We start from the raw sequence: 20482 nt of genomic DNA on the forward strand, positions 1-20482 counted from the left end.
TGAACTGATGTGGAGTGTCGCTACGCGGAAAACTGACAGGGTTGGCCCATTTTAGCGAAGTGCCGCCGCCACGGCCTCGTCAATCTGCAGCGCAAAGCGCGCTTCAACATCGGGCACCGTGTAGCCAATTGACAGTTCCAGATACGCGTCGCCTAGCACCAACTGAACGAATGTCGCTGCCCGCAATACAGCAGTCGATTCGTCAAATCGCTTTCGCAGAATTTTTGCCGCGAAGGCACGCACGACCTTTGCGCCATTTTCGTAAAACACCTGGCCGAGTTCCGGAAGACGCTCGGCCTCAGCGACGATGGCCCGGTAAAGCCGCAGGTAATCCGGCACGATAAGGCTTCGTGCCAGCAACCACCCCAACTCGTGCAACTCGACTTCGGGTGATCCATCGGGTTGCTCGTCCTGAGCCCCGGCAAGAAGTCCACCCACCTGAGCGCACATCGAACTCACCAGACCAACGAAGAGCGCCTCCTTCGACTTGAAGTGGCGGTAGACCGTCTGTTTGCCGACGCCAGCGGCCGCGGCGACATCGTCCATTGTTGCCAGGCCGAAACCTTGGCTTAAAAAAACGGTTCTCGCGCCTTCGAGGATGGCGGACCGCTTACGGCGTTGCAGCGGGCTCAGGTCGGGGAGAGAGGGCGTGTTCATCCCAGATAAATAACAGATCGCCGAGTAGTTGACAAGACTGGTCAGTCTCGTTTAGATTGGTCAAAACGAGACCGATAAGTCTCGTTCGTGTGACTTTATCAACTTCGCAGGCAATCATCGAGGAGAACGCTATGGAACTGTTCATGACAGGTGGTACTGGCTACATCGGGCAAGCGGTCGCGCGCAAGGCAATCAGCCGCGGCCATCAGGTGACGGCGCTGGTGCGCCAGGACAGGTCGGCTGCTGCCAGCGCGCTGGCAGATCTCGGCGTGAAACTGCATTCCGGCGACCTGCGTGAGCCACAGTCTTTCGCTGCGACTGCCGGGGCCGCCGAGGGCGTGGTGCACATGGCGTCGACCAATGATGCTTCCGCCGGTGCCGTTGATGAGGCTGCGGCTGTAGCGATGCTTTCGCATTTGCAGCCGGGCGCGGCGTTTGTCTATACGTCGGGCACCTGGGTCTACGGCAATACGGAGGGCGAGCCCGCGACTGAAGCTTCGGCGCTGAACCCGACACCACTCATCGCCTGGCGGCCCGCAGTGGAGCAACATGTGCGGGCGCTAGCGGCGAGCCGCTCGATTGCCGCAGTGATTCTCAGGCCGGCGATGGTGCACGGCTACGGCGGTGGCGTCTTCGGCATGCTTGCCGGGATGGTCCGTCAGACCGGCAGTGTGAGGGTCGTCGGCGATGGTCGCGATCACTGGCCTGCCGTTCACGTCGACGATCTCGCCACGGCTTACCTGAGCGCGGTGGAGCAGGCGGCAAGCGGGGACGGTCGGGTCGCGGGACAGATCTTCAACGTGGTCGCGGAAGATGCCGTTGCCGTTGCCGAAATGGGTGAAGCGATTCGGGCCTCGGTCGGCGCCGATCGCGTCGAACTCTGGTCGCTCGACGATGCTCGCAAATCGCTTGGACTGTTCGCTGACGCACTGGCGCTCGACCAGACAGTAAGCGGCCAGCATGCCCGCCGAGTTCTTGCGTGGGAGCCCCATGGCCCCGGCCTGATTGCGGACCTCTCTGCACAAAAACACTTTCAGCAAATCAACGGAGCATGACGATGGTGTGGAACAGTGCGTCTTTAGAATCGATCCTCGCGACGATCGTAGCGGTTCTGTTCGCGGTTGCTGGGATGGTCAATCTCGCAAGACCCGGCGCGGTGAAGCGCGACTTCGCACGCTGGGGTTATCCGGCATGGTTTCAGTGGCTCTGTGGCGCTCTCGAGTTGTTGAGTGCGGCACTTCTTGCTGGACGACAAACCAGAGTCTTAGGCCTAACCCTGGCCGGTGCGATCATGATCGGTGCGCTCTTCACGTTGCTACGAAATCGGGAACCGTTCCGGCATCTCGCCCCGGCGCTGATCTTCTCGGCTCTCATTGTGGTTACTGCGGCGGTCCGCGGTTGAGGCTTCCTTGCCACCAGGCGAGTGAGCCCGGGACGCTAACAGCCCGTGCGGGCAATCCGTGCTGCAGGTACTTGAAATACGCGCACGGATAGCTGCACTGGAGCAACTCCAGTTTGATCGCGTGCGTCATGCTTGCGCTTTTTGTAGCGATGGCTGGGCGCTCCGGGTCGCCTGCCGCAGATCGCCGCTTTACGTGCCACGGGAAACGGTCCCTCATGCATGGGGCAGCGCGCGGCCACTACCGGCCATTCGTGGCGCATATCGCCGGCGTGGAAGATGGGATCGGAGAGTCGCCCGACGTGCCAGAACTGGGAGACGATCAGACCGCCGGCTGCGTGAACCGCAGAGGTCACCTCCTTCCAGCCCGCGACCTGCTTTTCCGTCCAGATGCCCGCGCGCGACGAGCGGGCTCCGGCGCCTTCAGTGCGGCGCCGGAGCGTCGAGATAGACGCCTGCCGACAACCCGGCCTTCACCTGCCGCGTGAACTCGTCGGTGGACACTTCCTCCGCCCCTGCCTCGATCGCGTCGTATGCCTGACGCACGACGTCGGCCGGCGTCGCCTTCGGCACTTCCAGCCCGCGCGTCAGATCCGTATCGATAAAACCGGCATGCAGCCCGACCACCTGCGTGTGCTGCTCGCGCAGCGAGTGACGCAGGCCGTTGGTCACCGCCCACGCGGCCGACTTCGACACGCCATAAGCCGCGAGGATCGGCCGGTTTATCCAGCTCGCAACAGACAGAACGTTCAGGATCGCGCCGCCGCCGTTGCCGGCAAGGTTACCCGCGAACGCCTGCGACATCGACAGCATCCCGAACACGTTGGTGTCGAAGTGATCGCGTAACGCGTCGAGCGCGCCGTCGTCCGTCAGACTGCCGAGCCGCGCGATGCCCGCGTTGTTGATCAGAAGCGTGACGTCGCCCGCCGCGTCGGCGGCAGCGGCCACGGCCGCCGGATCGGTCACGTCAAGCTTCACGGGCACGACGCCCGGCAGCGTTACGCTGGCCGGATCGCGCGCGCCCGCATAGACCTTGCGCGCTCCTCTTTCGAGCGCCTGCTTCGCGAACTCAAGGCCAAGCCCGCGGTTCGCACCCGTCACGAAAACAACAGCACCTTCGATCTTCATATCTCATCCTTTCGCATGATGAATCGCATGTGCGCCGGTTCGCAGCGCGCGTGAAATCCGGAGAAAACAAACCTGCCCTTGCGTACCGAATCGTTGCGCCGCCGAACGGCGCCAACGTCGGTCGCCCGCCGCCCGCCGCCCGCCGGCATCAAAGAACCGCGATGGACCTGGACTGCCATCCGTGCCACGCCGGCGTTGCTTCGCGTTGTGCGCGAAAGTCGGCTACACTCATCTCAATGTCGATCACCATCGTCTTATGGCGCATTGTGTCGACGTAATTCGAGTATGTCAATGGTGATCGACATTGTGTTTTTCAATCGACGCGATCGCTTGTATAAGGGAGAGATCGATGGGGGTGTCACGACAGCAGGCCGCCGAGAACCGCAGCGCGATTGTCGCGGCCGCCGAGCGGCTTTTCCGGGTACGCGGAGTCAATGCCGTGGGGCTGACGGAGTTGATGAAGGAAGCCGGTTTTAGCCAGGGCGGCTTCTACAACCACTTCAAGTCGAAGGATGCGCTGGTCACCGCGGTCATGGAAAAGGCGATGCAAGACTACGCGGATTCGCCAAACGGCGGCAGCCTGGGGAAGCAGGCGGCACGCTACCTGTCCGCCTCGCACCGCGACAACGTCGCAGCAGGGTGCCCGCTGTCCGGCTTCGCTGGCGACGCTCCGCGGATGACCGACGCGGCGCGTGCGTCCTACGCGCGCGGCCTCGCCGCGTATCTCGACCGGCTTGCAGCCATGATCGCCACGGAAGGCGCGACGACGGAACAAACCCGTCGCGATGCGATTGCAGCGTTCAGTCAGATGGTCGGGGCGCTCGTGCTGTCGCGTGCGATCGCAGGCGCCGATCCGGCCTTCGCCGACGAAATCCTCGACGCGGGGCGGCGCACGCTCGTCGACGCGCTCGACGACCCGGTCACGCCGGACAGCGGGCGCCGCAGCAGGTCGGATCGCTGATACGCCGCCTGCGGCCCCGGGGGCCCTGCGTGGGAATGCGTAGGTCGGCGGGGGGCGTCCAACGTGAAGTTGCCTTCAACATTGACAATCCGGCGGACGTATCCTGGATATGCGTGTGCAAACAGCATCGCGATCGATCCGCCGATCGAGTGACCAACGACATCAACACGTCTTGCTCCGAAGCGTGCGTCAACGAACCCGCGGATATCCTCGACCTACGCGGGTAAGGAAATCTGCTCGAACGGGACGGACCGATGCTCTCCATAGCCGAGCAAATCGGGGGAGGCGTGCTTGGGTTCGTATTGCCATACGTCCAAGGTTCCCATGAAGCCGTGAATGAAAATGACGGGCGGGTCGTTCTTCATATCGGTCGTCCTCTCTTTGGACGTGTTTCGGTTTTCTTCAGTTCGTCATCAAGTTCTTCGAGTTCAAGCAAATGAGTCCGATCGTGGCCAAGTAACTCACGCACGAGTTCTTCGAGAGTCATGCGCCGCACACCATCGCGGAGCCCGCAACGCATAAGCTGCTCCGCTCGCAACCCAGATTGAATGGCACATGAACCGGATTCTGGACGGCGTCCACTCTTCGTCAGCCTATGACACGACGACTGTAAATTCGACCCCTGATTCAAAGTCCAGCGTCGTGGTCGAAAAGCGCGGATCGTCGTCGAGGTAGTGCTTGTATGGCCGAACGGCGTCCTCGGCGGTGTACATGTTGTCGGCGAGAACGATAGATCCCGGGCGTAGCAGGCGCTCAATCTGCTTGAACAGATTCAGATAGGTGTTGGCCCAGACGTCGATAAACACCATGTCGAAAGTGCCGTCCAGTCCGGCAACTGTCTGGAATACATCGCCCTCCCGCAGGTCAACATAAGCGTCTACGCCCGCCGTTCTGACGTGGGCCCGAAGTTGTGCGCACTTAACAGCATCGAGTTCAGTCGCTACAACCGTCCCACTGCCTAACGTGCGAAGGGCCTCGGCGAAATACAGCGTGGACACGCCGCAGGAACTGCCGAGCTCGAGGATTCGGGCCGGCTTGTGCGAAAGCACCATGTTGCGTAAGAACCGTCCCGTTTCCGCTGACACGGCTAACGATAGAGCAGTGCCTTGCGAGAATTCGAAATCTTCGCTCGATAGCCCGAGCGTTTCGAGAAACCGTCCACGGAGTCGAGGTACGAGCGTTTCGTATTCCTCCGCGAGACTCAGAAACTCCTCGCTCGATACCTGAAATTGCGCCTGTGCGCGGGCTATCACTTCTGTCTGGCTCTGTTCGTGAAGCTGTCGCAGAAGATCCGTGGTTGATGAAGCCATGTGCGCTCCTTGAGGAGATCGATAATACTGACCACGGCGCCAGGCGGCCTGCGCTTTTCTTAAAACGCGTAACGCTATGCCGTTCTGACGAGCTTAATCGCGCGTTCAGGGCACGCCGTCACACAAAGACCGCACGACCGGCAGGCGTACGCGTTCGGTGTGTAGGCGACTTTCATTCCATGCACGCGTAGCTTGAGGCGGTGCATCAAATCGAGGCTGAGATAATCGACGTCATCGATGCGCCGGATCTCAAACACATTCGCAGGGCAGACCTCCAGGCAATCGCCCTTGCCTTCGCAACGTTTCAGGTCGACGACTGGCGCAATCACGCCCGGCTTCTGTTTGCAGTCGTCCGTTGATTTCTCGCGCATGTTCAATCTCCCGCGCGCCGGTCGCGGCCCGATCGCCATGCCGTCTGGAAATGCTCCCGTTCTTCGGGCGTCATCGCTTCCCATTTGCGCCAGTGACGCCGTTCGCGCCAGCCGCCGTGTCCGCGGAATCCGCCAAACAGGATGCGGCTCAAAACCAGCAAGCCCAACGCGTGCGCGAAGTCGATCGCACGGGCGCCAACGAATAGCGCCGGAATCACCCAATTCCATAGCGTCATGACCACCCATCCGAGCACGGCTATGGCGACCACCACCAGCAGCGCTTTGCCCACATATCTGATTCGAAACTTCATCCCTCGACTCCTCTATATATCCAGTTCGTCATAAATGGCCTGCAGTCGGGCTCGCAGATGCAAGACCGCGTAGCGTTTGCGCGCAAGCAGCGTATTGAGCGTGACGCCGCTTTCCGCCACCATGTCTTTGAAGGGCCGCCCCTCCAACTCGTGCGCGATAAATACCTCACGTTGATTCGGCGGCAACTCATCGAGCGCATCCTGCAAGGCCTTGAGCAATACAGCGCGAGCGTAAAGCGCTTCGGGGCCTGCATCGTGCGCCGGCAGGGCGAGGTCGAGGCGATACTCACCGGTGGTCTCGTCCTCGGCCTCCGACAGATCGGTCAGCGGTTGCTCCTTCTTCTTGCGAAAACGATCGATGATGCGATTGCGCGCGGCACGGAAAAGCCACGCGCTCGCCTGTTCGATCGGAGCGGGAAGCCGGTAAGCCTGCACGAATTCGTGGAACACATCCTGCAGGATGTCTTCGGCGTCGTCCGGGTCGCGTATTCGACGCCGGATAAAATTGACGAGCCTCGTGCGCTCACGCACCACGGTCGCGGTGATGTCGCTGTCTCGGTCGGTCATCGGGTGCGAGGTGGGTGGCGGTTCCATGCGCCTGAAGACGTTTCAGGAGCGCGAATATTGTGGTGAGCGCGAAAAATCTTTCCGTGAGCAACTGCCGGTTCGCTTGAGGCAGTGCGTGACAGGGTTGTGACCATTGATTGACCGGAAGACGTGGGTGCGTTTCCGTAGCGATGCCGCGCAATCCAACCAACGTCCATAAGACCGACACCCGATCCAGGCATAACCGCGTTCGTTTCAGAGAGAGCCGCCGCAACGACAACCGCGCATGTAAGTAGAATCGTCAACATTCGGCCCGGCATTTGATGGCCGTTCCCAATTGGCGAGACACAGCGATGAAGGTAACGATTGCGTACATCGAAGAACCCCCGTTCGGTTGGACGGAACCAGATAGTACCCCCACGGGCGCTGACATCGATCTGGCCAACGCGGTTCTTCGGGCGATCGGCGTAGCCCGGATCGAGCATCATCTGACGTCGTTTAGTGAACTCCTGCCCGGCGTTGAAGCAGGCAGGTGGGATATGAACGTTCCGCTGTTCGTCACACGCGAACGCGCCAATATGGTCGCGTTCAGCGTCCCGGTATGGGGGATCGCAGACGGTTTTCTGGTTCGGACTGGAAACCCGAAAGCGCTCGACAGCTACGTGTCGCTTGCCAAACGCGCTGATGCGCGCCTTGGCATCATAGCCGGACAGGTGCAGCACGACTCAGCGAAAGCGTCTGGCGTAAGCGAGGACCAAATAGTCGTCTTCGAGCATCAGGCCGACGCTGTCGAAGCGGTTCTCTCTGGCGCCGTCGATGCGTATGCGAGCACGGCCTTGGGGAATCGGATCATTGCGAACCGGATCGGAGGCTCAATGCTCGAGGCTATCGAGCACGAACCGGGAACGAAGGGCAAGCAGCAGAAGCCTCCGCTCGGGGCATTCTCGTTCAATAGAAGTAACAGCGATCTGATCCATGCGGTAAACAAAGCCCTTCGTTCATATCTGGGCTCGCCAGATCATCGTGCTCGCATGGCGGAATTCGGTCTGACATACAACGAGATCGATCCCGCTCTCGCGGGTCGAGTATAAGACGGGCGTCGGCCAGGTCCTGCACCGAACCGCAAAATGCTACGATTGCCCACCGCTATATCCCTTGAGGGTCTCGCCCACGTTCATGATCAAGCCCGCCTCTCTGCTTCTGTCGACCGCACTCGCCACGCCGCTTTCGGCTCTGGCGCTCGGCACCGATAATCCAGACTACGATCAATGCATTCTGGGTTCGCTAGGAAATAGCCAGAGCACTTTCGCGGCACGCGTGATTAGCGATTCGTGCAACGCGCTTTACCGAAATGGCGCACTGCTTCTGCCGCGGGAAAAGTCGTATCACGTGTGTGTGCTGCAGAATGTGCAAACCGTGCGAGGGGCATTTGCGGTTCAGCAGATATTGCGGGCATGCCGGCGTCAGAATCAGATGTGAGTCAGGGCAGTCAGGACCTGACATCGCTGGTGCTCAACCACGCGTGGATGTGACGATCATCACACGCACTGCTCAGGCGCACATCGCCCCGCATAAGCAATACCGCCGCTCTCGCATCAAGAGCGGCGCTTCTCAATTGCGCGCTTAGCGCTACATTCCAATGCTCATTTCGCCGCCCGCACTTGTGCCGGTGTTCGTGCCCGTGTTCGTACCTGAGCTCGACGTCGTATTCAGATCGATTCTTCCGTAGACGCCATCGGCTTCGTCATTCGGCCCCGCCGCGAAGAAGAGCGTGCTGGAAGGCTGATTGCTGAGATCGTTGCCGAACGCGATGCCCCACGCGCCCAGCTCGACGATCGGACTGCCGTTCGGTCCATTGATCTGTCCCATCGACTGACCGCTCGACGCGTTGAACGCATTGGTCGGCCCTACGGCGGTGCCCAGGCGGTGATGGTGCCGCCTTCGCCCGTGAAGATGAACGCAGCGACTCCAGACTTGCCGTTTTCCGTGACGCGGAAGCTTTGTGTTCCATTGAAAACGATGCCCGTGGGCGATGCGGAGCCGTTCTTGCCGTCGGGTCTCGTGACGACCAGCGATTGCGGCACGCCATTGCCGTCATAGAGCGTCGCGACGTTGGTGCCGTTGTCCGCGACCCAGACGAAACCTTTGGGATTGAAGGCCACGCCCCAAGGGTTTTTCAGATTAGCGTCGGTGTGTGCAGCGGGCACCGCGCCATCGGATACGAGGGCCGTCGCTGCGAATGACGACTGGACGGATGGGCTCGCGCTGCTCGAACTCGAGCCACTGCCGCCACATGACATCAGAGTCGCGACGGCCGCGCCGCATGCAACGACGCCGAATAGAGCGAGTAGAGACTTCATGACCGCACTCCTTGTTCTGCGCAAAGGACCTAACGGTCAATGAACGAGAACGGCGCGGGATTTATTCCGGCGGAGAGCGGCTTATTTCGCGGCAGATCTCGTGCGATCCATCCAATGGCTGGAGTCGCCCCACGACCGCCACTCGGTGCGCCGCCGATCGCTTCGCTACCTACAAAAGCACGCGGCACGCTGTTTGCGACATTGCTGTAGCGCAGGCGGCAACTGTCTGCGTCTATCTTCCAGTCCAATTAAGGAGGGGCGGATCATGAGCAAGGCAACCATCACACTAGTCGCGGCCGTCGCCGCACTCTCGCTGTCGGGCGGCGCTTTTGCGCAGGCGGCCGGAGGCCAGAGCGGCAGCGGTTCGACCGGTACAGGTGGCAGCACGGCTAGTCCGTCGAACCAGATGAACGGCACAACGACGGGCGGCTACGGCATGCCAGGCACCACCAACTCGGACAGCGGCATGGGCGCCAAGGCACCGAACTCGGGCCTGCCGAGCAGCAATAGCAGCTCGACGTCTGACACCACCGCCGCTCCCAAGAGCAACAACACGCTGGCGACCCCGAGCGTGGTGTCGCCAGCCGCTACCGGCCATTGACAGCTGGTAGAAATGACCGTCAGCCGCGAATCAGCGCAAGCACAAAGGGCTGCGATCGCAGCGACATAGGTGCAATTGCGACCGGCGCGCAGTTTCCCGGATAACAGGCGCTAGCTAATACGACCGATCTACGCGGTTCCATGCTGTCGCTATTCGACATTTCTCCACCGGGAATTACGCGCCGGGTTTCCAGGCAACGCATGAACTCCAGGATTTACGGCTCGCATCGGAAGCCGCGGAGCCGGGTAGGCCGCGCGTTGCCGGTCACTCGATGCCGTGCAGGAGCGTATGGCCGTCACACGCGAACCCATTTTTCACAATATCGATGCCAGTTTGGGCAATCGAAGCTCGGTCAATGGGTTGCATGTGACGCGTAGTGGCTGGAGAGAGGCGCCTGGCATGAGCATGCGGCCCACCGCCTCCCTATTGAAGCCTCATGGAGAGGCTCAAAGCCACGTGCCGCCTTGTCGCGCGCTCGGCTCTTGCGCGAGCGCATCGAAATCGTGAATCCAGTCGAGGTGATGCAGCATGCTGTCGCGCGCCCCTAGCCGCGCGTTGCGTTCCTGCGCGGCGGGGCCGTCCGGCAGATGCAACACGTCCGCGGTGCTGATCGACGCGTACTGCACCTTGCGCGTGCGGCCCCGGCGCAGACGCTCGTAGGCTTCCTGCGCTTCCCGCCACTTACCCGGGCCCGCCTTGGCGAGTTGCGCGGCCAGCACCACGGCATCCTCGATCGACTGGTTGGCGCCCTGGCCGTGATGCGGCACGAGCGCATGCGCGGCATCGCCGATCAGCGTCACGCGGCCCTTGCTCCAGCGGCCAAGCGGCGGACGGTGAAACAGGCCCCAGCGCTGACTGATCGGCACGGCCGTGATCATCTGCACGACGGCCGGATGCCAGTCCTTGAACAGGCGCAGCTGCTCGCCTTCGGTCGACGGCATGACCCAGTCGCGCGACGGCCACGGCGACGGATGACGCTCGACCAGCAGGAAGTTCTGATCGCCCTTGTCGCCGATCGGATAATGCAGCAGATGGCCGCCGGGCCCGACCCAGAACTGGATCGTCTGCGGATCGGGCAACAGGTCCATGCGCTCGGCCGGCACGATGCCACGAAAGCCCGAGCAACCGGAATACAACACGTCGTCGTAGCCGAGCATCCAGCGCCGCGTGATCGAGCGTGCGCCGTCGGCGCCGATCACGAGATCGGCATCGATGCGCCGACCGTTGTCGAACGCGAGACTCACGCGATCGGGATGCTGCACGAGATCGACCAGGCGATGGCTGAGCTCGATGTGCTCGAGACCAACTGCCTTCGACAGCACCGCCTGCAGATCGGCGCGATGAACGCCCCAGTACGAGCCACCGAACTGCTCGCGATAGCTGGGCATGCCGCGATGATGTCCAATGACGCTGCCGCTGCGGCCGTCACGATAAATGAGCCCGGGTACTTCGGCGCACACGTTTTCGAACGCGGAGCGTAGCCCCATGCGCTCGTAAAAGCGCGTCGCGTTGGCCGACAGTGCGACGGCCGCGCCCACTTCGCGCAACTCATCGGTCTGCTCGTAGAGTTGCGCATCGATGCCATGTTCGCGTAGTGCGAGCGCCAGCGTAAGGCCGCCGATGCCGGCGCCGACGATCGCGATGCTCAGATCCATCCGGTTCATGATTGTGTCTCCGATTTGCGGGTTTATCGATTCGGGCCACTCTGGAACGCGCGCCCGGCGCGTCGCATGCGGATACCGTGTTGGTATTTTCAGCACTAGACGATCATTGCTCAATAAGATGAAATGAATCTACTTCATCACTGAAATGAATGACCTTAGGTCATGCCGAGACCATGGAACTGAGCGATCTCGATCTCAACCTGCTGCTGCTGTTCCAGCGGCTGATGCAGGAGCGGCGCGTGGCGAGCGTCGCCGAGCAAATGAACATGAGCCAGCCGGGCGTCAGCAATGCGCTCGCGAAGCTGCGCCGCCTGCTCGGTGATCCGCTGTTCGTGCGGGCGCCGGGCGGCGTGGTGCCTACCCCGTTCGCGCTGCGTCTCGCGGAACCGGTCTCGCAGGCGCTCGCCACCTTGCACGCCGCGCTCAATCCGGTGACGGGCTTCGATCCGCTGCGCGAGATCCGTACGATGACGATCGGTATGACCGACATCGGCGAAGTCGTGTTTTTACCCGCATTGCTGGAACGATTGTCGCGCGTCGCGCCAGGCATCGCGATGAATACGGTGCGCAATACGAGCGTCAATCTGAGCAACGAAATGGCCGACGGCCGGGTCGACCTGGCGATCGGTCTGTTGCCGCAGTTGAAGGGGGGTTTCTATCAGCGGCGTCTGTTCGATCAGCACTACGTCTGTCTGTTCAGGCGCGCTCACCCACTCGAGGACGCGCCGCTCACGCTTTCCGCGTGGCGCGAAGCCGAGCATCTGGTGGTGGTGTCGGCCGGCACCGGCCACGGTCAAGTGGACGAGTGGCTGAAACGGCGCGGCGTGCGGCGTCAGGTGCGACTGACGGTGCCGCACTTCATGAGCGTCGGCTACATCCTGCAACGTACCGACCTGATCGCCACGGTGCCCGAGCGCCTCGCTCTGGAGTTGGCCACGCCGTTCTCGCTCAGCCTGCGCGCGCTGCCGATGACGCTGCCCGCCGCGCCGATCCATTTGTTGTGGCACGAGCGCGTCCATCAGGATGAAGGCAATCGCTGGCTGCGCGAGGTCGTGATCGACCTGTTCGCCGATACCGTGGCGGGTGGCAGGCGAGCGCGGGACGTGAGGAAGAAATAGGCCTCCGTTTGTAAGCGTCGATCGGAAGCTTCGCGCTTACTCGAACGTTCCGGTTCGGACTTCGCCGTTGCGGGTGTAGCGCGTGATCAGCACGCCGCCGGGGGTGCTCGTCGCGTGTGCCAGCCTGAAGGCGGACGCTTGCGCGTCGTTGCCGAACAGGCGTTTGCCGTGCCCGAGCATGACGGGATAAATCAGGAGTTGGAGTTCATCCACGAGGCCCGCCGCCAGCAGTTGGCGCACGATGTCGCCGCTGCCGAACGTCAATAGATCGGCACCGTCGTGAAGTTTCAGCGCGCGTATCGCGTCGGCAAGGTCTCCGTTCAGCGCATGACTGTTGTGCCAACCGAGCGCATCGGATCGATGCGTGGCCACGCGCTTGCGGACCTGATTGAACTGGTCGGCCATGTCGCGGTTGCGTGAATCGGCCGGTACATATGGCCAATAAGACGCGAATATGTCGTACGTGCAACGCCCTAGCAGCAACTCGAACGGCTGTGCGAGCAGATGATGCACACTTGCGCCGACCGTTTCGTCGGCGTAAGGGACGATCCACCCACCCAAACGAAAATCACCACTGGCATCCTCCTCGGGCGCGCCGGGGGATTGAGCGACGCCATCCAGACTGAGGAACATGGAAACGATGTGCTTGCGCATGATGTGCTCCTGGGCGATGAACCTGATCGGTTCCATCTATACGACGAACGAGTCGCGTGCGGATCGACAATCGACGTCCGCACCGGGCGAAGCCGCGTGAGCGAGCATCGCCCGGTCGGCGCACAATGACTGGACCCACGGGTGCCTGCGCCGCAGGTGTGAAGGTGCGCACCACTCGCCAGCGCATGGTCGGAAGATCGCCCGACACAGTGATGCGGACATAGCAGCCGGCGTAACGTCCGGTCGCCCGTGGCATTTCGTTCGATGGCCGATGGGTTTCAGCGGCCGTATTTGGCGTGCCCGTGCGACGCGTGGCAAGACGCGAAGCAGCCGCATCTGCCCGACATTACAAAAAAAGCACTGCTGTGGCCTGCCCACACAGTGCACAAAGACAAGATCGCCAGAAACATGTCCGTACCTTCAGCAACGACCGGATCGCGCGATTCCGCGCGGTTATTCACCCAACCGAAAGTGCTCGTCGTTGTGGCGACCGTATGCTACCTGCTGTGGGGCAGTTCGTACCCGGCAATTAAAATTGGCTATGCGTTGCTCGGAATCACGCAAAACGATATTCCTTCAAAGCTGATCTTCGCAGGCTACCGGTTCGTGCGGTCTCGCCTACACGACCGGCGTTCGCGGTTCGATCCTGAATTCGACAACGACCTTCTTCAGTGCACTGCTTGCCCATTTCATCTACAAGAACGACAACGACCTTCTTCAGTGCGCTGCTTGCCCATTTCATCTACAAGAACGACAAGGTCTCGCCACGCAAGGCACTTGGATGCCTGCTGGGATTCGTCGGCGTGATGGTCGTCAATTTTGGCGGCGGTCTGTTTGAATTTGCGTTCACCTTTTGCTATCCGCGATATGTCTGAACGAGAACATCATGGAATTGAAGAATCTCGTCGCGCTGGTGCTCGTATGCGGGGGGATCTGGCTGGTCACGCGGCCGGCGCAACGGAGCGCTGGCTATTCGAAGGCTGGCGCGGCTTTGGGGCAAGGTCGAGGCTGAGCTTGTGGGGGTTCCGAAGCGCCGACTCCCCCTCAAACACCGTCCGACGCAACCGGCAACCCCTCCGTCCTCCACCGCAGCATCCCACCGGCAAGATTCGCCACCTTGCCGAACCCCGCCTTCGTCAGCAACACGCTTGCCTGCGCCGAGCGCACGCCGGACCGGCACACCGCGACCACCGGCCGCTCGCGCTCCAGTTCATCGAGCCGCCCTGTCAATTGCGACAGCGGCACCAGCTTCGCGCCCGGCAGATGACCCAAACGATCGATGAACTCGGGCGCCTCGCGCACATCGACGATCTGAAACGCGGCGCCATGCTCGAGCAGCGCCATCGGCTCGATTTCCCACACGCCGCTAAAGCGCAGCGTCAACGGTGCCCAATCCGGCGTTTCGGTCGCAACTTCGGCGCCGCCTTCCGGCTGCCCGCAACGCATGTTTGCGGGCACCGCGACCGCCATCTGCTTCGGATGCGGCAAATTCAGGTTGTTCATGTACCCGGCGAAATCGCCGACGTCGACGTCGCCGCCCAGACGCGGATTGAAGCGCCGCTCCTCGGTCACGCTCGTCACCGTGATGCCGCGATAATCGTGCGCGGGATAGAGGAGGCAGTCGTCCGGCAGTGACAGGATCTGCTCGCGCACGGACGCGAACAACTGCTGCGGACTGCCCTGCTGGAAATCGGTGCGGCCACAGCCGCGAATCAGCAGGCTGTCGCCGGTAAAGGCCATGCTCAGATCGTCGAGCACGTAGGTCAGGCAGCCGTTCGTATGGCCAGGCGTTGCGCGCACGGTCAGATGACGCGTGCCGAAGTCGATCCGATCGCCATGCGCGAGCGCTCGCGTGACGCCTTTCGCCTCGACGACCCCGGCAAGCCCTATCTCGCTGCCGCAACGCAAACGCATGCGCCACGCGCCGGTTACGTGATCAGCGTGCACGTGGGTATCGAGCGTCGTGAGCAGCCAGAGGCCCAGCTCGCGCAGCAGCGCCTGATCGCGTGGCACCTGCTCGTAGACGGGGTCGATGAGCACCGCCTCGCCGCTGTCGCCGAGTAAGTACGTGTAGGTCGACGAAGCAGGATCGAACAGCTGACGAAAAATCATCTGTATCCCTTAGGAAGGTCGGCACGGCGGCCGCAAGCGGCCGCCGTGCCACATCTGTCAGCCCGGTTGTTTGGTGGTGCGCAGATACGGTTTGATAGTCTTGAAACCAGGGAAAATCTGCTGCGCCTCGTCGTTGCTGACCGCGGACGTGATGATCACGTCTTCGCCCTGCTTCCAGTTGACCGGCGTCGCGACCTTGTGTTTGGCGGTCAGTTGGATCGAATCGAGCACGCGCAGGATTTCGTCGAAGTTGCGTCCGGTGCTCATCGGGTAGGTCAGCGTCAGCTTGATCTTCTTGTCGGGACCGATGATAAAAACCGAACGCACGGTCGCGTTGGTCGCGGCGGTGCGGCCCTCGCTGGTATCGCCCGCGTCGGCCGGCAGCATGTTGTACAGCTTGGCGATCGCGAGGTCGGTGTCGCCGATCATCGGGTATTTGACGGCGGCGCCCTGCGTTTCCTCGATGTCCGCGGCCCATTTTTCGTGGTCTTCGACCGGATCGACCGACAACCCGATCAGCTTCGCGTTGCGCTTGGTGAACTCCGGCTCGATCTTCGCCATGTAGCCCAGTTCAGTCGTGCAAACCGGCGTGAAGTCTTTCGGATGAGAGAACAGGACCGCCCATTGGTCGCCGATCCAGTCGTGGAAATCGATGGTGCCCTGCGTGGTCCGCGCGGTGAAGTTGGGCGCGGTGTCATTGATACGAAGTGACATATTGCCGTCCTGTGAAGTCGTGGTTAAGCGGAAGACCCGAGCCAGGCCTGTCTGCAACGGTCCAACACGAGCCCGGTTAATCTCGGGGACTGAAAATCACCAACGCTCACAACGATAGACGAAGCTTTCGCGGCGCATACACGCGCGGCAAGTAGGGCGTCGCCGTGCAGAAGAAGCTCGAGATCGCCGCCTGTCGGGCGAATACGAGCGTTGCCGCATCGCGCAGTGAGATTTCAAATATAGCGCGTTACGCACAAGCCATGCTGACACCCATCGAAGTCAGTCCGGCTGGCCACTTCGAAACGGCTTAGGGAACGACCTTTACCGGTAAATCATGGACATTCGACTCGCCGGCGTGTGTTCGATAGCGCACAGATTTACCGACCCTGATTTGATCAGACCGTTCGGTCGTCGACGCCATGCGAGCAAGCGCGAGGCGCGTCGGAGCGTGCGGTACTGAAGCGCTTGCAACAAACGTCGGTTCGTCAAAGACGACTGCCAGATCGCCTTTTCACTGATAAACGGTCGGAACATGGCTGGCGGACGCCGCGCATCTTTCGGAGACGGGATAAGCGGCTTTTAAGGTTGCAGGGCGTACCTTCATATCCACGCACTGAATACCGGTCACCCCGTCGATCGCTATCTGTTCGCGGTCCACCTCAGCGTGAAGATCGACTCGCTTTCAATGCAGTTAGCGTGGTCCATTCGATCCATCGAAATTTGCCTATTCACCAAGGAGCCAACTTATGAAAGTACTTATCGCTCATGCGATCCTTGCAACCACAATCGCCATTCCAGCGCTCTCGTCGGCGCAGCCCCTCACTCGCTCCGAGGTGGAAGCGAACGTCATACAGGCCGAACAGAACGGCACGCTCCATCAGTCGAAACTGCACTATCCGGACGAGAGCAGCCCGCGGCAGGCACACGCGAATAACGACTACGGTTCAGGGCCGGTAGTGAATTCGCAATCCGGACATCGCCTTTCCTTCGCAACGCCCTCAGATAACGCGCTTTTCTCGCATCACTGAAGTGCTGGTGAGCGTTCGACATTCCATACGAGCGCGTTTCGATACTTCCACACGCCTAACTTCCGGTTCTCATGCGGACGTCGCGCGTCCGATCCAACGTCGATATGAAAAAGCTAGTGCGCTCGATTGACTTCATTCTGTTGACCGCCGCGTCGGTGGGCCTCGTCATGTTTGTCGTCTGGCGAGTGGCGACGGTAAAGGGGTGGTTTTAGGCTCACGCGAAACGGTGTCCGTTAAAGGATCGCCCTGTGGTTGGCGTTCCGAATCGACATTGCACCAATACCTCGCGGAATGAAACCTTTCGCATGCTTCGCGAATGTGGATGAGCCGCAATCAAATACTAAGGAGTTCTGCGTTCACACGTCTGCGAAGCATGTGCAGCTTCCACCATCAGGTCTTCCGGGATACCTGCGAATCGCGCCACGATATCCGATACCGCGTAATCAGTCGAAACAATGCCGTCATAATTCATCCGCACAATCCGACGCCACCAACAACCACAAGAAAGTCTCGTGATGCCTCATTTTCGCGTCCCTCTCCCGCTGCGCCTCACGGTGCTCGCAAGCGTGGCGGTACTAGCCGCGTGCGGTGGTAGCAATGATTTTTCTACGCCGAGCGCCTCGAACACTTCGACGACGACGGCGACGGCCACGATCCCGGCGCCCCCTGCCGACCCCGGTTTTGTCGACAACGCCGCAATCCCCGACGTGCCCGCGTTCGTCGACACGATTGCGACTAACCAGCGCGGCGATGCGCGATATGCGACGCTCGCCACGAATGCGGGCGTGCGTGTCGTCTCGCGATTCCTCGACATCTGGCAACCGTTGACCGAGATCGTCGATGCGGGCGTCTCCGCGCCCGCCAATGGTTCCTTTCCGGCTGTCGTGCAGTCCACGTGGACAGGACTACCCAATGACGGTACGCCGGGTGGGGCTGTCGTGAACAGTGCCGTCCATGCCGCAAACATTCAATTCGTGGTCACCGAGACGACCAACCGGACTCAGGCACAGGCCGACGCAGCCTACTACGACGACCGGCGCGGCAAAGGTTATAGCGTGACCGATGGCATGGGACCGCTCACCAATGCGTGGCGCGCGGCGGCGCAGCAGGTAACGACCATCACGTCGATTCCGGCGGATGCGACGATCGTTCTGTACAACGACAACGGCAACAACATCGGCGTCGGCAGCAGTGGCGGCAACACCAGTTTCGGCCAGGTTGTCGACCTGCTCAACATCATGGGCAACAACGCGTCCACCGAGCCGGCCAAGCGCTTCTACAAATACGCCCGGCCATACCGCTGGAGCACGAGTGTCGTGGTAGATCCGACTCTGGTGCCTGCCGAGAGCACCACGCCTTCGACCGATGGCGGATTTATCAGCGGTCACGAGGCGGAGGCCATGCGCGACGCGATGACGATGGCCTACGTGCTGCCGGAGCGGTTCCAGGAGATGGCGAGCCGCGGCCTCGAACTTGGCGAAAACCGCATTTTCGCCGGTATGCACTCGCCGCTCGACGTCATTGCTGGTCGAATGTTTGCACTTGCGGCGACTGCTGCGAATCTTTCCGATCCGAGCAACGCCACCTTGAAGAGCGCCGCATTTAGCCAGGCGCACGCGGCCCTGATGCAGTCGACGAATACCAATTCAACGAGCTTCGCCGTTTTCGCCCACTCCGGCACGGCAGCGACGGACCGCTTCGCCGACTACGCGACGAACAAAGCGGACTTCACTCGCCGTATGACGTTCGGCTTTGCTCCGATCGAATCGACCAATGCGCCTCCCGTTGTGCCGAAGGGTGCGGAGGTGTTACTGGAGACGCGCTTTCCGTATCTGAGCGCTGAGCAGCGCCGCGTGGTGCTCAAAACGACCGAGCTTCCTTCCGGCTATCCGGTCATGGACGATGCGGAAGGGTGGGGCCGCCTCAACATGTTTGCAGCCGGGGACGGATATGGTGCGTTCCATGGCAGCGTCATCGTTTCGATGGATGCGTCCCAGGGCGGATTCAACGCGTCGGATTTGTGGCGCAACGACATTGCCGGCGCAGGGAAGTTGACGCTGCAGGGTAGCGGAACCTTGAAGCTCGGCGGCAACAACACCTGGTCGGGCGGCTCCCAGGTAAGTGGCGGCGTGCTCGAGGCCGATTCTCCGAATGCGTTCGGCACGGGCGACGTGTATGTGGGTGCGGGTGGCATCACCATCGCGGCGGCGTCGCCCGTGTCCATCGTCGGCAAGTACACGCAGCTCGCCGGCACGACACTCGAACTCGACGTTGACGGTAAAGGCGCCGGCCAACTGCACGTTGGTAATCAGCTAACCATCGACGGCGGCACGCTACACGTGAAGTTCGTGAGCGGCTATGCGCCCAAGGTCGGCGACACCATCGATCTGATCGATGGCAACGGGGCGACGAAGCGGTTCACGACGATCACGGTCGACGGCCACAAGGCGACGCCGGTCTACTCGTCGACCGGCGTGTCGGTGCACATCGATTCGTAATCGGGCCATATTGGCGTGGCTATGCGACGCCCGGATAACCCGCTGTCTGTAATGCGGAGCGTCCGGCTATGCCCGTCTGTCGTTGATCGTCTAAAGCGGCGATTCCTTCGTCAAAAACCGCCTGATGGCAATGGAGACGATTTCTGGAAACTCTTCGTGAATCGCGAGCTTGCCCTTCATGACCCATTCAACCTGAACATTTGGCAATTGTCCTAACGCCTCCATTTCGACACGCGATTTCGGCGGCGTCTGATCGCCGTAGATCACGAGGATCGGAATGTTGGCTCGGCGCGCAAGATCAAGGAACGCCGCACGGTTGGCGACCCGGTCTAGCGCACCGGTCACAAAGCGTACCGAACTGTGCCGGGCTCCGGGTGCACGGGTGACGGCGAGTTTGGCCGCGAGACGATCGCCGCCAAGCCAGTCAGGATCGCTGTAAACGTGTTCTCTCGCCATCATGGTGATGACGTGGCGGCTGACGTTGAGCCGGTAGAGAAGCGGGCCAGCGAGGGGGTGATCAATGGCAGAGCGCACACGGGAGAACCAGGCCCGGTGGCCACCCATCATCGTCGGCAACGGGCCGCGCCACGTCGGTGCGATGAGGACCAGGCGATCAACCGTATCTGAGCGCAAGACGGCCTGGTAAAGCGCATAGGTGGCTGCATGTCCGGCCGCCACAATGGCGTGCGGTGGTGCCACGATGTCGCTTAGAAACCAGTTAAGAAACTCCGAGAGAAGCTCCGGCGACCATTCTTCCTTTGGCCGCGCCTGATCGCCGAACCCCGGCCAATCAACCGTCGTCACATGAAACTGAGGCGCGAGCAAGTCGAGCAGCGGGCGCATCTCCAGGCGCGTGGAAATCGTACTCAGGGCCGGCAGGAGGACGACCGAAGCGCCGCTACCGGCCTCATCCACGTCCAGCGCGAACTCTCCACTGTCCCACCGGCAGCGTATCGTCTTCGTCATTGCCTTTCCAATTTGACCTTCATACGAATCACGCGGTAGAGATTGATGACCAGTTTAATTAGAGGACGGTCTCCGGCCATGTAT

At 61.3% G+C, this 20482-nt stretch carries 23 protein-coding genes and 3 pseudogenes; 11 read left to right on the forward strand and 15 right to left on the reverse strand.

Annotated features, from left to right (window positions below; translation table 11 throughout):
- Positions 1–51 precede the first annotated feature (51 nt).
- On the reverse strand, positions 52–657 hold the full coding sequence (locus OKW39_RS34580; RefSeq protein ID WP_429564682.1) for a TetR/AcrR family transcriptional regulator: 606 nt from the start codon (positions 655–657) through the stop codon (positions 52–54).
- A 131-nt stretch (positions 658–788) separates the two neighbouring features.
- On the opposite strand from OKW39_RS34580, the gene OKW39_RS34585 reads away from it, so the two are divergent.
- Positions 789–1712: an NAD-dependent epimerase/dehydratase family protein gene (locus OKW39_RS34585; protein WP_429333290.1), complete on the forward strand. Its 924-nt coding sequence runs from the start codon at positions 789–791 to the stop codon at positions 1710–1712.
- Between the two features lie 2 nt (positions 1713–1714).
- A complete protein-coding gene (locus OKW39_RS34590; RefSeq protein WP_184061499.1) occupies positions 1715–2059 on the forward strand; it encodes a DoxX family protein in 345 nt (114 codons plus the stop codon).
- Positions 2060–2094: 35 nt separating this feature from the next.
- Here OKW39_RS34590 and OKW39_RS34595 read toward each other — a convergent pair whose 3' ends face one another.
- Together OKW39_RS34595 and OKW39_RS34600 are read right to left on the reverse strand one after the other, a co-directional pair.
- Positions 2095–2505: a hypothetical protein gene (locus OKW39_RS34595; protein WP_429565476.1), complete on the reverse strand. Its 411-nt coding sequence runs from the start codon at positions 2503–2505 to the stop codon at positions 2095–2097.
- A complete protein-coding gene (locus tag OKW39_RS34600) occupies positions 2480–3184 on the reverse strand; it encodes an SDR family oxidoreductase (RefSeq protein WP_184004977.1) in 705 nt (234 codons plus the stop codon). Before OKW39_RS34600 ends, OKW39_RS34595 begins: the two co-directional genes overlap by 26 nt.
- A 349-nt stretch (positions 3185–3533) precedes the next feature.
- On the opposite strand from OKW39_RS34600, the gene OKW39_RS34605 reads away from it, so the two are divergent.
- Complete coding sequence (locus tag OKW39_RS34605) at positions 3534–4145, forward strand: TetR/AcrR family transcriptional regulator (protein WP_429564683.1); 612 nt, start codon at positions 3534–3536, stop codon at positions 4143–4145.
- A gap of 11 nt (positions 4146–4156) precedes the next feature.
- Here OKW39_RS34605 and OKW39_RS34610 read toward each other — a convergent pair.
- The 6 genes and pseudogenes from OKW39_RS34610 to OKW39_RS34635 all read right to left on the reverse strand — a co-directional run.
- Positions 4157–4510, reverse strand: a pseudogene (locus OKW39_RS34610) (alpha/beta fold hydrolase); the annotation flags it as partial.
- A pseudogene (locus tag OKW39_RS34615) lies at positions 4507–4683 on the reverse strand (DinB family protein); the annotation flags it as partial. The pseudogenes OKW39_RS34610 and OKW39_RS34615, both read right to left, overlap by 4 nt.
- A gap of 55 nt (positions 4684–4738) precedes the next feature.
- A complete protein-coding gene (locus OKW39_RS34620; RefSeq protein ID WP_429364578.1) occupies positions 4739–5455 on the reverse strand; it encodes an O-methyltransferase in 717 nt (238 codons plus the stop codon).
- Positions 5456–5529: 74 nt separating this feature from the next.
- Entirely contained in the window at positions 5530–5826 is a 297-nt protein-coding gene (locus OKW39_RS34625) for a 4Fe-4S binding protein (RefSeq protein ID WP_429564684.1), read from the reverse strand.
- 2 nt (positions 5827–5828) lie between these two features.
- On the reverse strand, positions 5829–6137 hold the full coding sequence (locus OKW39_RS34630) for a hypothetical protein (RefSeq protein ID WP_429333286.1): 309 nt from the start codon (positions 6135–6137) through the stop codon (positions 5829–5831).
- A 12-nt stretch (positions 6138–6149) separates the two neighbouring features.
- Complete coding sequence (locus tag OKW39_RS34635) at positions 6150–6731, reverse strand: RNA polymerase sigma factor (RefSeq protein WP_176078998.1); 582 nt, start codon at positions 6729–6731, stop codon at positions 6150–6152.
- A gap of 305 nt (positions 6732–7036) precedes the next feature.
- Between OKW39_RS34635 and OKW39_RS34640 the strand changes: the two genes are divergently transcribed.
- Entirely contained in the window at positions 7037–7774 is a 738-nt protein-coding gene (locus OKW39_RS34640) for a transporter substrate-binding domain-containing protein (RefSeq protein ID WP_429564685.1), read from the forward strand.
- An 85-nt stretch (positions 7775–7859) separates the two neighbouring features.
- Positions 7860–8162 (forward strand): VF_A0006 family four-cysteine protein, encoded by a 303-nt coding sequence (locus OKW39_RS34645; RefSeq protein ID WP_090807787.1) that lies wholly within the window; start codon positions 7860–7862, stop codon positions 8160–8162.
- 150 nt (positions 8163–8312) lie between these two features.
- Here the strand turns inward: OKW39_RS34645 and OKW39_RS34650 are convergent.
- Positions 8313–9043, reverse strand: a pseudogene (locus OKW39_RS34650) (TIGR03118 family protein).
- 265 nt (positions 9044–9308) lie between these two features.
- Between OKW39_RS34650 and OKW39_RS34655 the strand changes: the two are divergent.
- Complete coding sequence (locus tag OKW39_RS34655) at positions 9309–9644, forward strand: hypothetical protein (protein WP_429564686.1); 336 nt, start codon at positions 9309–9311, stop codon at positions 9642–9644.
- A 446-nt stretch (positions 9645–10090) separates the two neighbouring features.
- Here the strand turns inward: OKW39_RS34655 and OKW39_RS34660 are convergent, their stop codons facing one another.
- Positions 10091–11308: an FAD-dependent monooxygenase gene (locus tag OKW39_RS34660; RefSeq protein ID WP_184030174.1), complete on the reverse strand. Its 1218-nt coding sequence runs from the start codon at positions 11306–11308 to the stop codon at positions 10091–10093.
- Between the two features lie 173 nt (positions 11309–11481).
- On the opposite strand from OKW39_RS34660, the gene OKW39_RS34665 reads away from it, so the two are divergent.
- Positions 11482–12426: a LysR family transcriptional regulator gene (locus tag OKW39_RS34665; RefSeq protein ID WP_429333283.1), complete on the forward strand. Its 945-nt coding sequence runs from the start codon at positions 11482–11484 to the stop codon at positions 12424–12426.
- A 36-nt stretch (positions 12427–12462) separates the two neighbouring features.
- Here OKW39_RS34665 and OKW39_RS34670 read toward each other — a convergent pair whose 3' ends face one another.
- Positions 12463–13080 (reverse strand): dihydrofolate reductase family protein, encoded by a 618-nt coding sequence (locus tag OKW39_RS34670; protein WP_429564687.1) that lies wholly within the window; start codon positions 13078–13080, stop codon positions 12463–12465.
- Between the two features lie 680 nt (positions 13081–13760).
- Between OKW39_RS34670 and OKW39_RS34675 the strand changes: the two genes are divergently transcribed.
- Complete coding sequence (locus OKW39_RS34675; RefSeq protein ID WP_429564688.1) at positions 13761–13955, forward strand: hypothetical protein; 195 nt, start codon at positions 13761–13763, stop codon at positions 13953–13955.
- A gap of 11 nt (positions 13956–13966) precedes the next feature.
- Positions 13967–14092 carry a hypothetical protein gene (locus OKW39_RS34680; RefSeq protein ID WP_279613318.1) on the forward strand — a complete coding sequence of 42 codons (126 nt, stop codon included), beginning with the start codon at positions 13967–13969 and terminating at the stop codon, positions 14090–14092.
- A 32-nt stretch (positions 14093–14124) separates the two neighbouring features.
- Here the strand turns inward: OKW39_RS34680 and OKW39_RS34685 are convergent, their stop codons facing one another.
- Positions 14125–15192: a rhodanese-like domain-containing protein gene (locus OKW39_RS34685; protein ID WP_429564689.1), complete on the reverse strand. Its 1068-nt coding sequence runs from the start codon at positions 15190–15192 to the stop codon at positions 14125–14127.
- 57 nt (positions 15193–15249) lie between these two features.
- A complete protein-coding gene (locus OKW39_RS34690; protein ID WP_184055094.1) occupies positions 15250–15906 on the reverse strand; it encodes a peroxiredoxin in 657 nt (218 codons plus the stop codon).
- 746 nt (positions 15907–16652) lie between these two features.
- Here OKW39_RS34690 and OKW39_RS34695 point away from each other — a divergent pair.
- Entirely contained in the window at positions 16653–16934 is a 282-nt protein-coding gene (locus tag OKW39_RS34695; RefSeq protein ID WP_429364591.1) for a DUF4148 domain-containing protein, read from the forward strand.
- Positions 16935–17449: 515 nt separating this feature from the next.
- The gene (locus tag OKW39_RS34700) at positions 17450–19432 is read left to right on the forward strand and encodes a phosphatase PAP2 family protein (protein ID WP_429364593.1); all 1983 of its coding nucleotides are present in this window, start codon (positions 17450–17452) and stop codon (positions 19430–19432) included.
- A 90-nt stretch (positions 19433–19522) separates the two neighbouring features.
- Here the strand turns inward: OKW39_RS34700 and OKW39_RS34705 are convergent, their stop codons facing one another.
- Complete coding sequence (locus OKW39_RS34705; RefSeq protein ID WP_429333277.1) at positions 19523–20398, reverse strand: alpha/beta fold hydrolase; 876 nt, start codon at positions 20396–20398, stop codon at positions 19523–19525.
- Between the last annotated feature and the right edge of the window lie 84 nt (positions 20399–20482).

The sequence above is a fragment of the Paraburkholderia sp. MM6662-R1 genome (genome assembly GCF_050436245.1).
Classification (GTDB): Bacteria; Pseudomonadota; Gammaproteobacteria; order Burkholderiales; family Burkholderiaceae; genus Paraburkholderia; species Paraburkholderia tuberum.

Bases quoted from the DNA above. Each gene is read 5' to 3' on its own strand.
- OKW39_RS34645 (WP_090807787.1), top strand. From the start codon at position 7,860: ATGATCAAGCCCGCCTCTCTGCTTCTGTCGACCGCACTCGCCACGCCG.
- OKW39_RS34705 (WP_429333277.1), bottom strand. From the start codon at position 20,398: ATGACGAAGACGATACGCTGCCGGTGGGACAGTGGAGAGTTCGCGCTG.
- OKW39_RS34695 (WP_429364591.1), top strand. From the start codon at position 16,653: ATGAAAGTACTTATCGCTCATGCGATCCTTGCAACCACAATCGCCATT.
- OKW39_RS34600 (WP_184004977.1), bottom strand. From the start codon at position 3,184: ATGAAGATCGAAGGTGCTGTTGTTTTCGTGACGGGTGCGAACCGCGGG.
- OKW39_RS34630 (WP_429333286.1), bottom strand. From the start codon at position 6,137: ATGAAGTTTCGAATCAGATATGTGGGCAAAGCGCTGCTGGTGGTGGTC.
- OKW39_RS34680 (WP_279613318.1), top strand. From the start codon at position 13,967: ATGGAATTGAAGAATCTCGTCGCGCTGGTGCTCGTATGCGGGGGGATC.
- OKW39_RS34625 (WP_429564684.1), bottom strand. From the start codon at position 5,826: ATGCGCGAGAAATCAACGGACGACTGCAAACAGAAGCCGGGCGTGATT.
- OKW39_RS34605 (WP_429564683.1), top strand. From the start codon at position 3,534: ATGGGGGTGTCACGACAGCAGGCCGCCGAGAACCGCAGCGCGATTGTC.
- OKW39_RS34670 (WP_429564687.1), bottom strand. From the start codon at position 13,080: ATGCGCAAGCACATCGTTTCCATGTTCCTCAGTCTGGATGGCGTCGCT.
- OKW39_RS34640 (WP_429564685.1), top strand. From the start codon at position 7,037: ATGAAGGTAACGATTGCGTACATCGAAGAACCCCCGTTCGGTTGGACG.
- OKW39_RS34690 (WP_184055094.1), bottom strand. From the start codon at position 15,906: ATGTCACTTCGTATCAATGACACCGCGCCCAACTTCACCGCGCGGACC.
- OKW39_RS34685 (WP_429564689.1), bottom strand. From the start codon at position 15,192: ATGATTTTTCGTCAGCTGTTCGATCCTGCTTCGTCGACCTACACGTAC.
- OKW39_RS34700 (WP_429364593.1), top strand. From the start codon at position 17,450: ATGCCTCATTTTCGCGTCCCTCTCCCGCTGCGCCTCACGGTGCTCGCA.
- OKW39_RS34655 (WP_429564686.1), top strand. From the start codon at position 9,309: ATGAGCAAGGCAACCATCACACTAGTCGCGGCCGTCGCCGCACTCTCG.
- OKW39_RS34665 (WP_429333283.1), top strand. From the start codon at position 11,482: ATGGAACTGAGCGATCTCGATCTCAACCTGCTGCTGCTGTTCCAGCGG.
- OKW39_RS34590 (WP_184061499.1), top strand. From the start codon at position 1,715: ATGGTGTGGAACAGTGCGTCTTTAGAATCGATCCTCGCGACGATCGTA.
- OKW39_RS34635 (WP_176078998.1), bottom strand. From the start codon at position 6,731: ATGGAACCGCCACCCACCTCGCACCCGATGACCGACCGAGACAGCGAC.
- OKW39_RS34585 (WP_429333290.1), top strand. From the start codon at position 789: ATGGAACTGTTCATGACAGGTGGTACTGGCTACATCGGGCAAGCGGTC.
- OKW39_RS34660 (WP_184030174.1), bottom strand. From the start codon at position 11,308: ATGAACCGGATGGATCTGAGCATCGCGATCGTCGGCGCCGGCATCGGC.
- OKW39_RS34580 (WP_429564682.1), bottom strand. From the start codon at position 657: ATGAACACGCCCTCTCTCCCCGACCTGAGCCCGCTGCAACGCCGTAAG.
- OKW39_RS34620 (WP_429364578.1), bottom strand. From the start codon at position 5,455: ATGGCTTCATCAACCACGGATCTTCTGCGACAGCTTCACGAACAGAGC.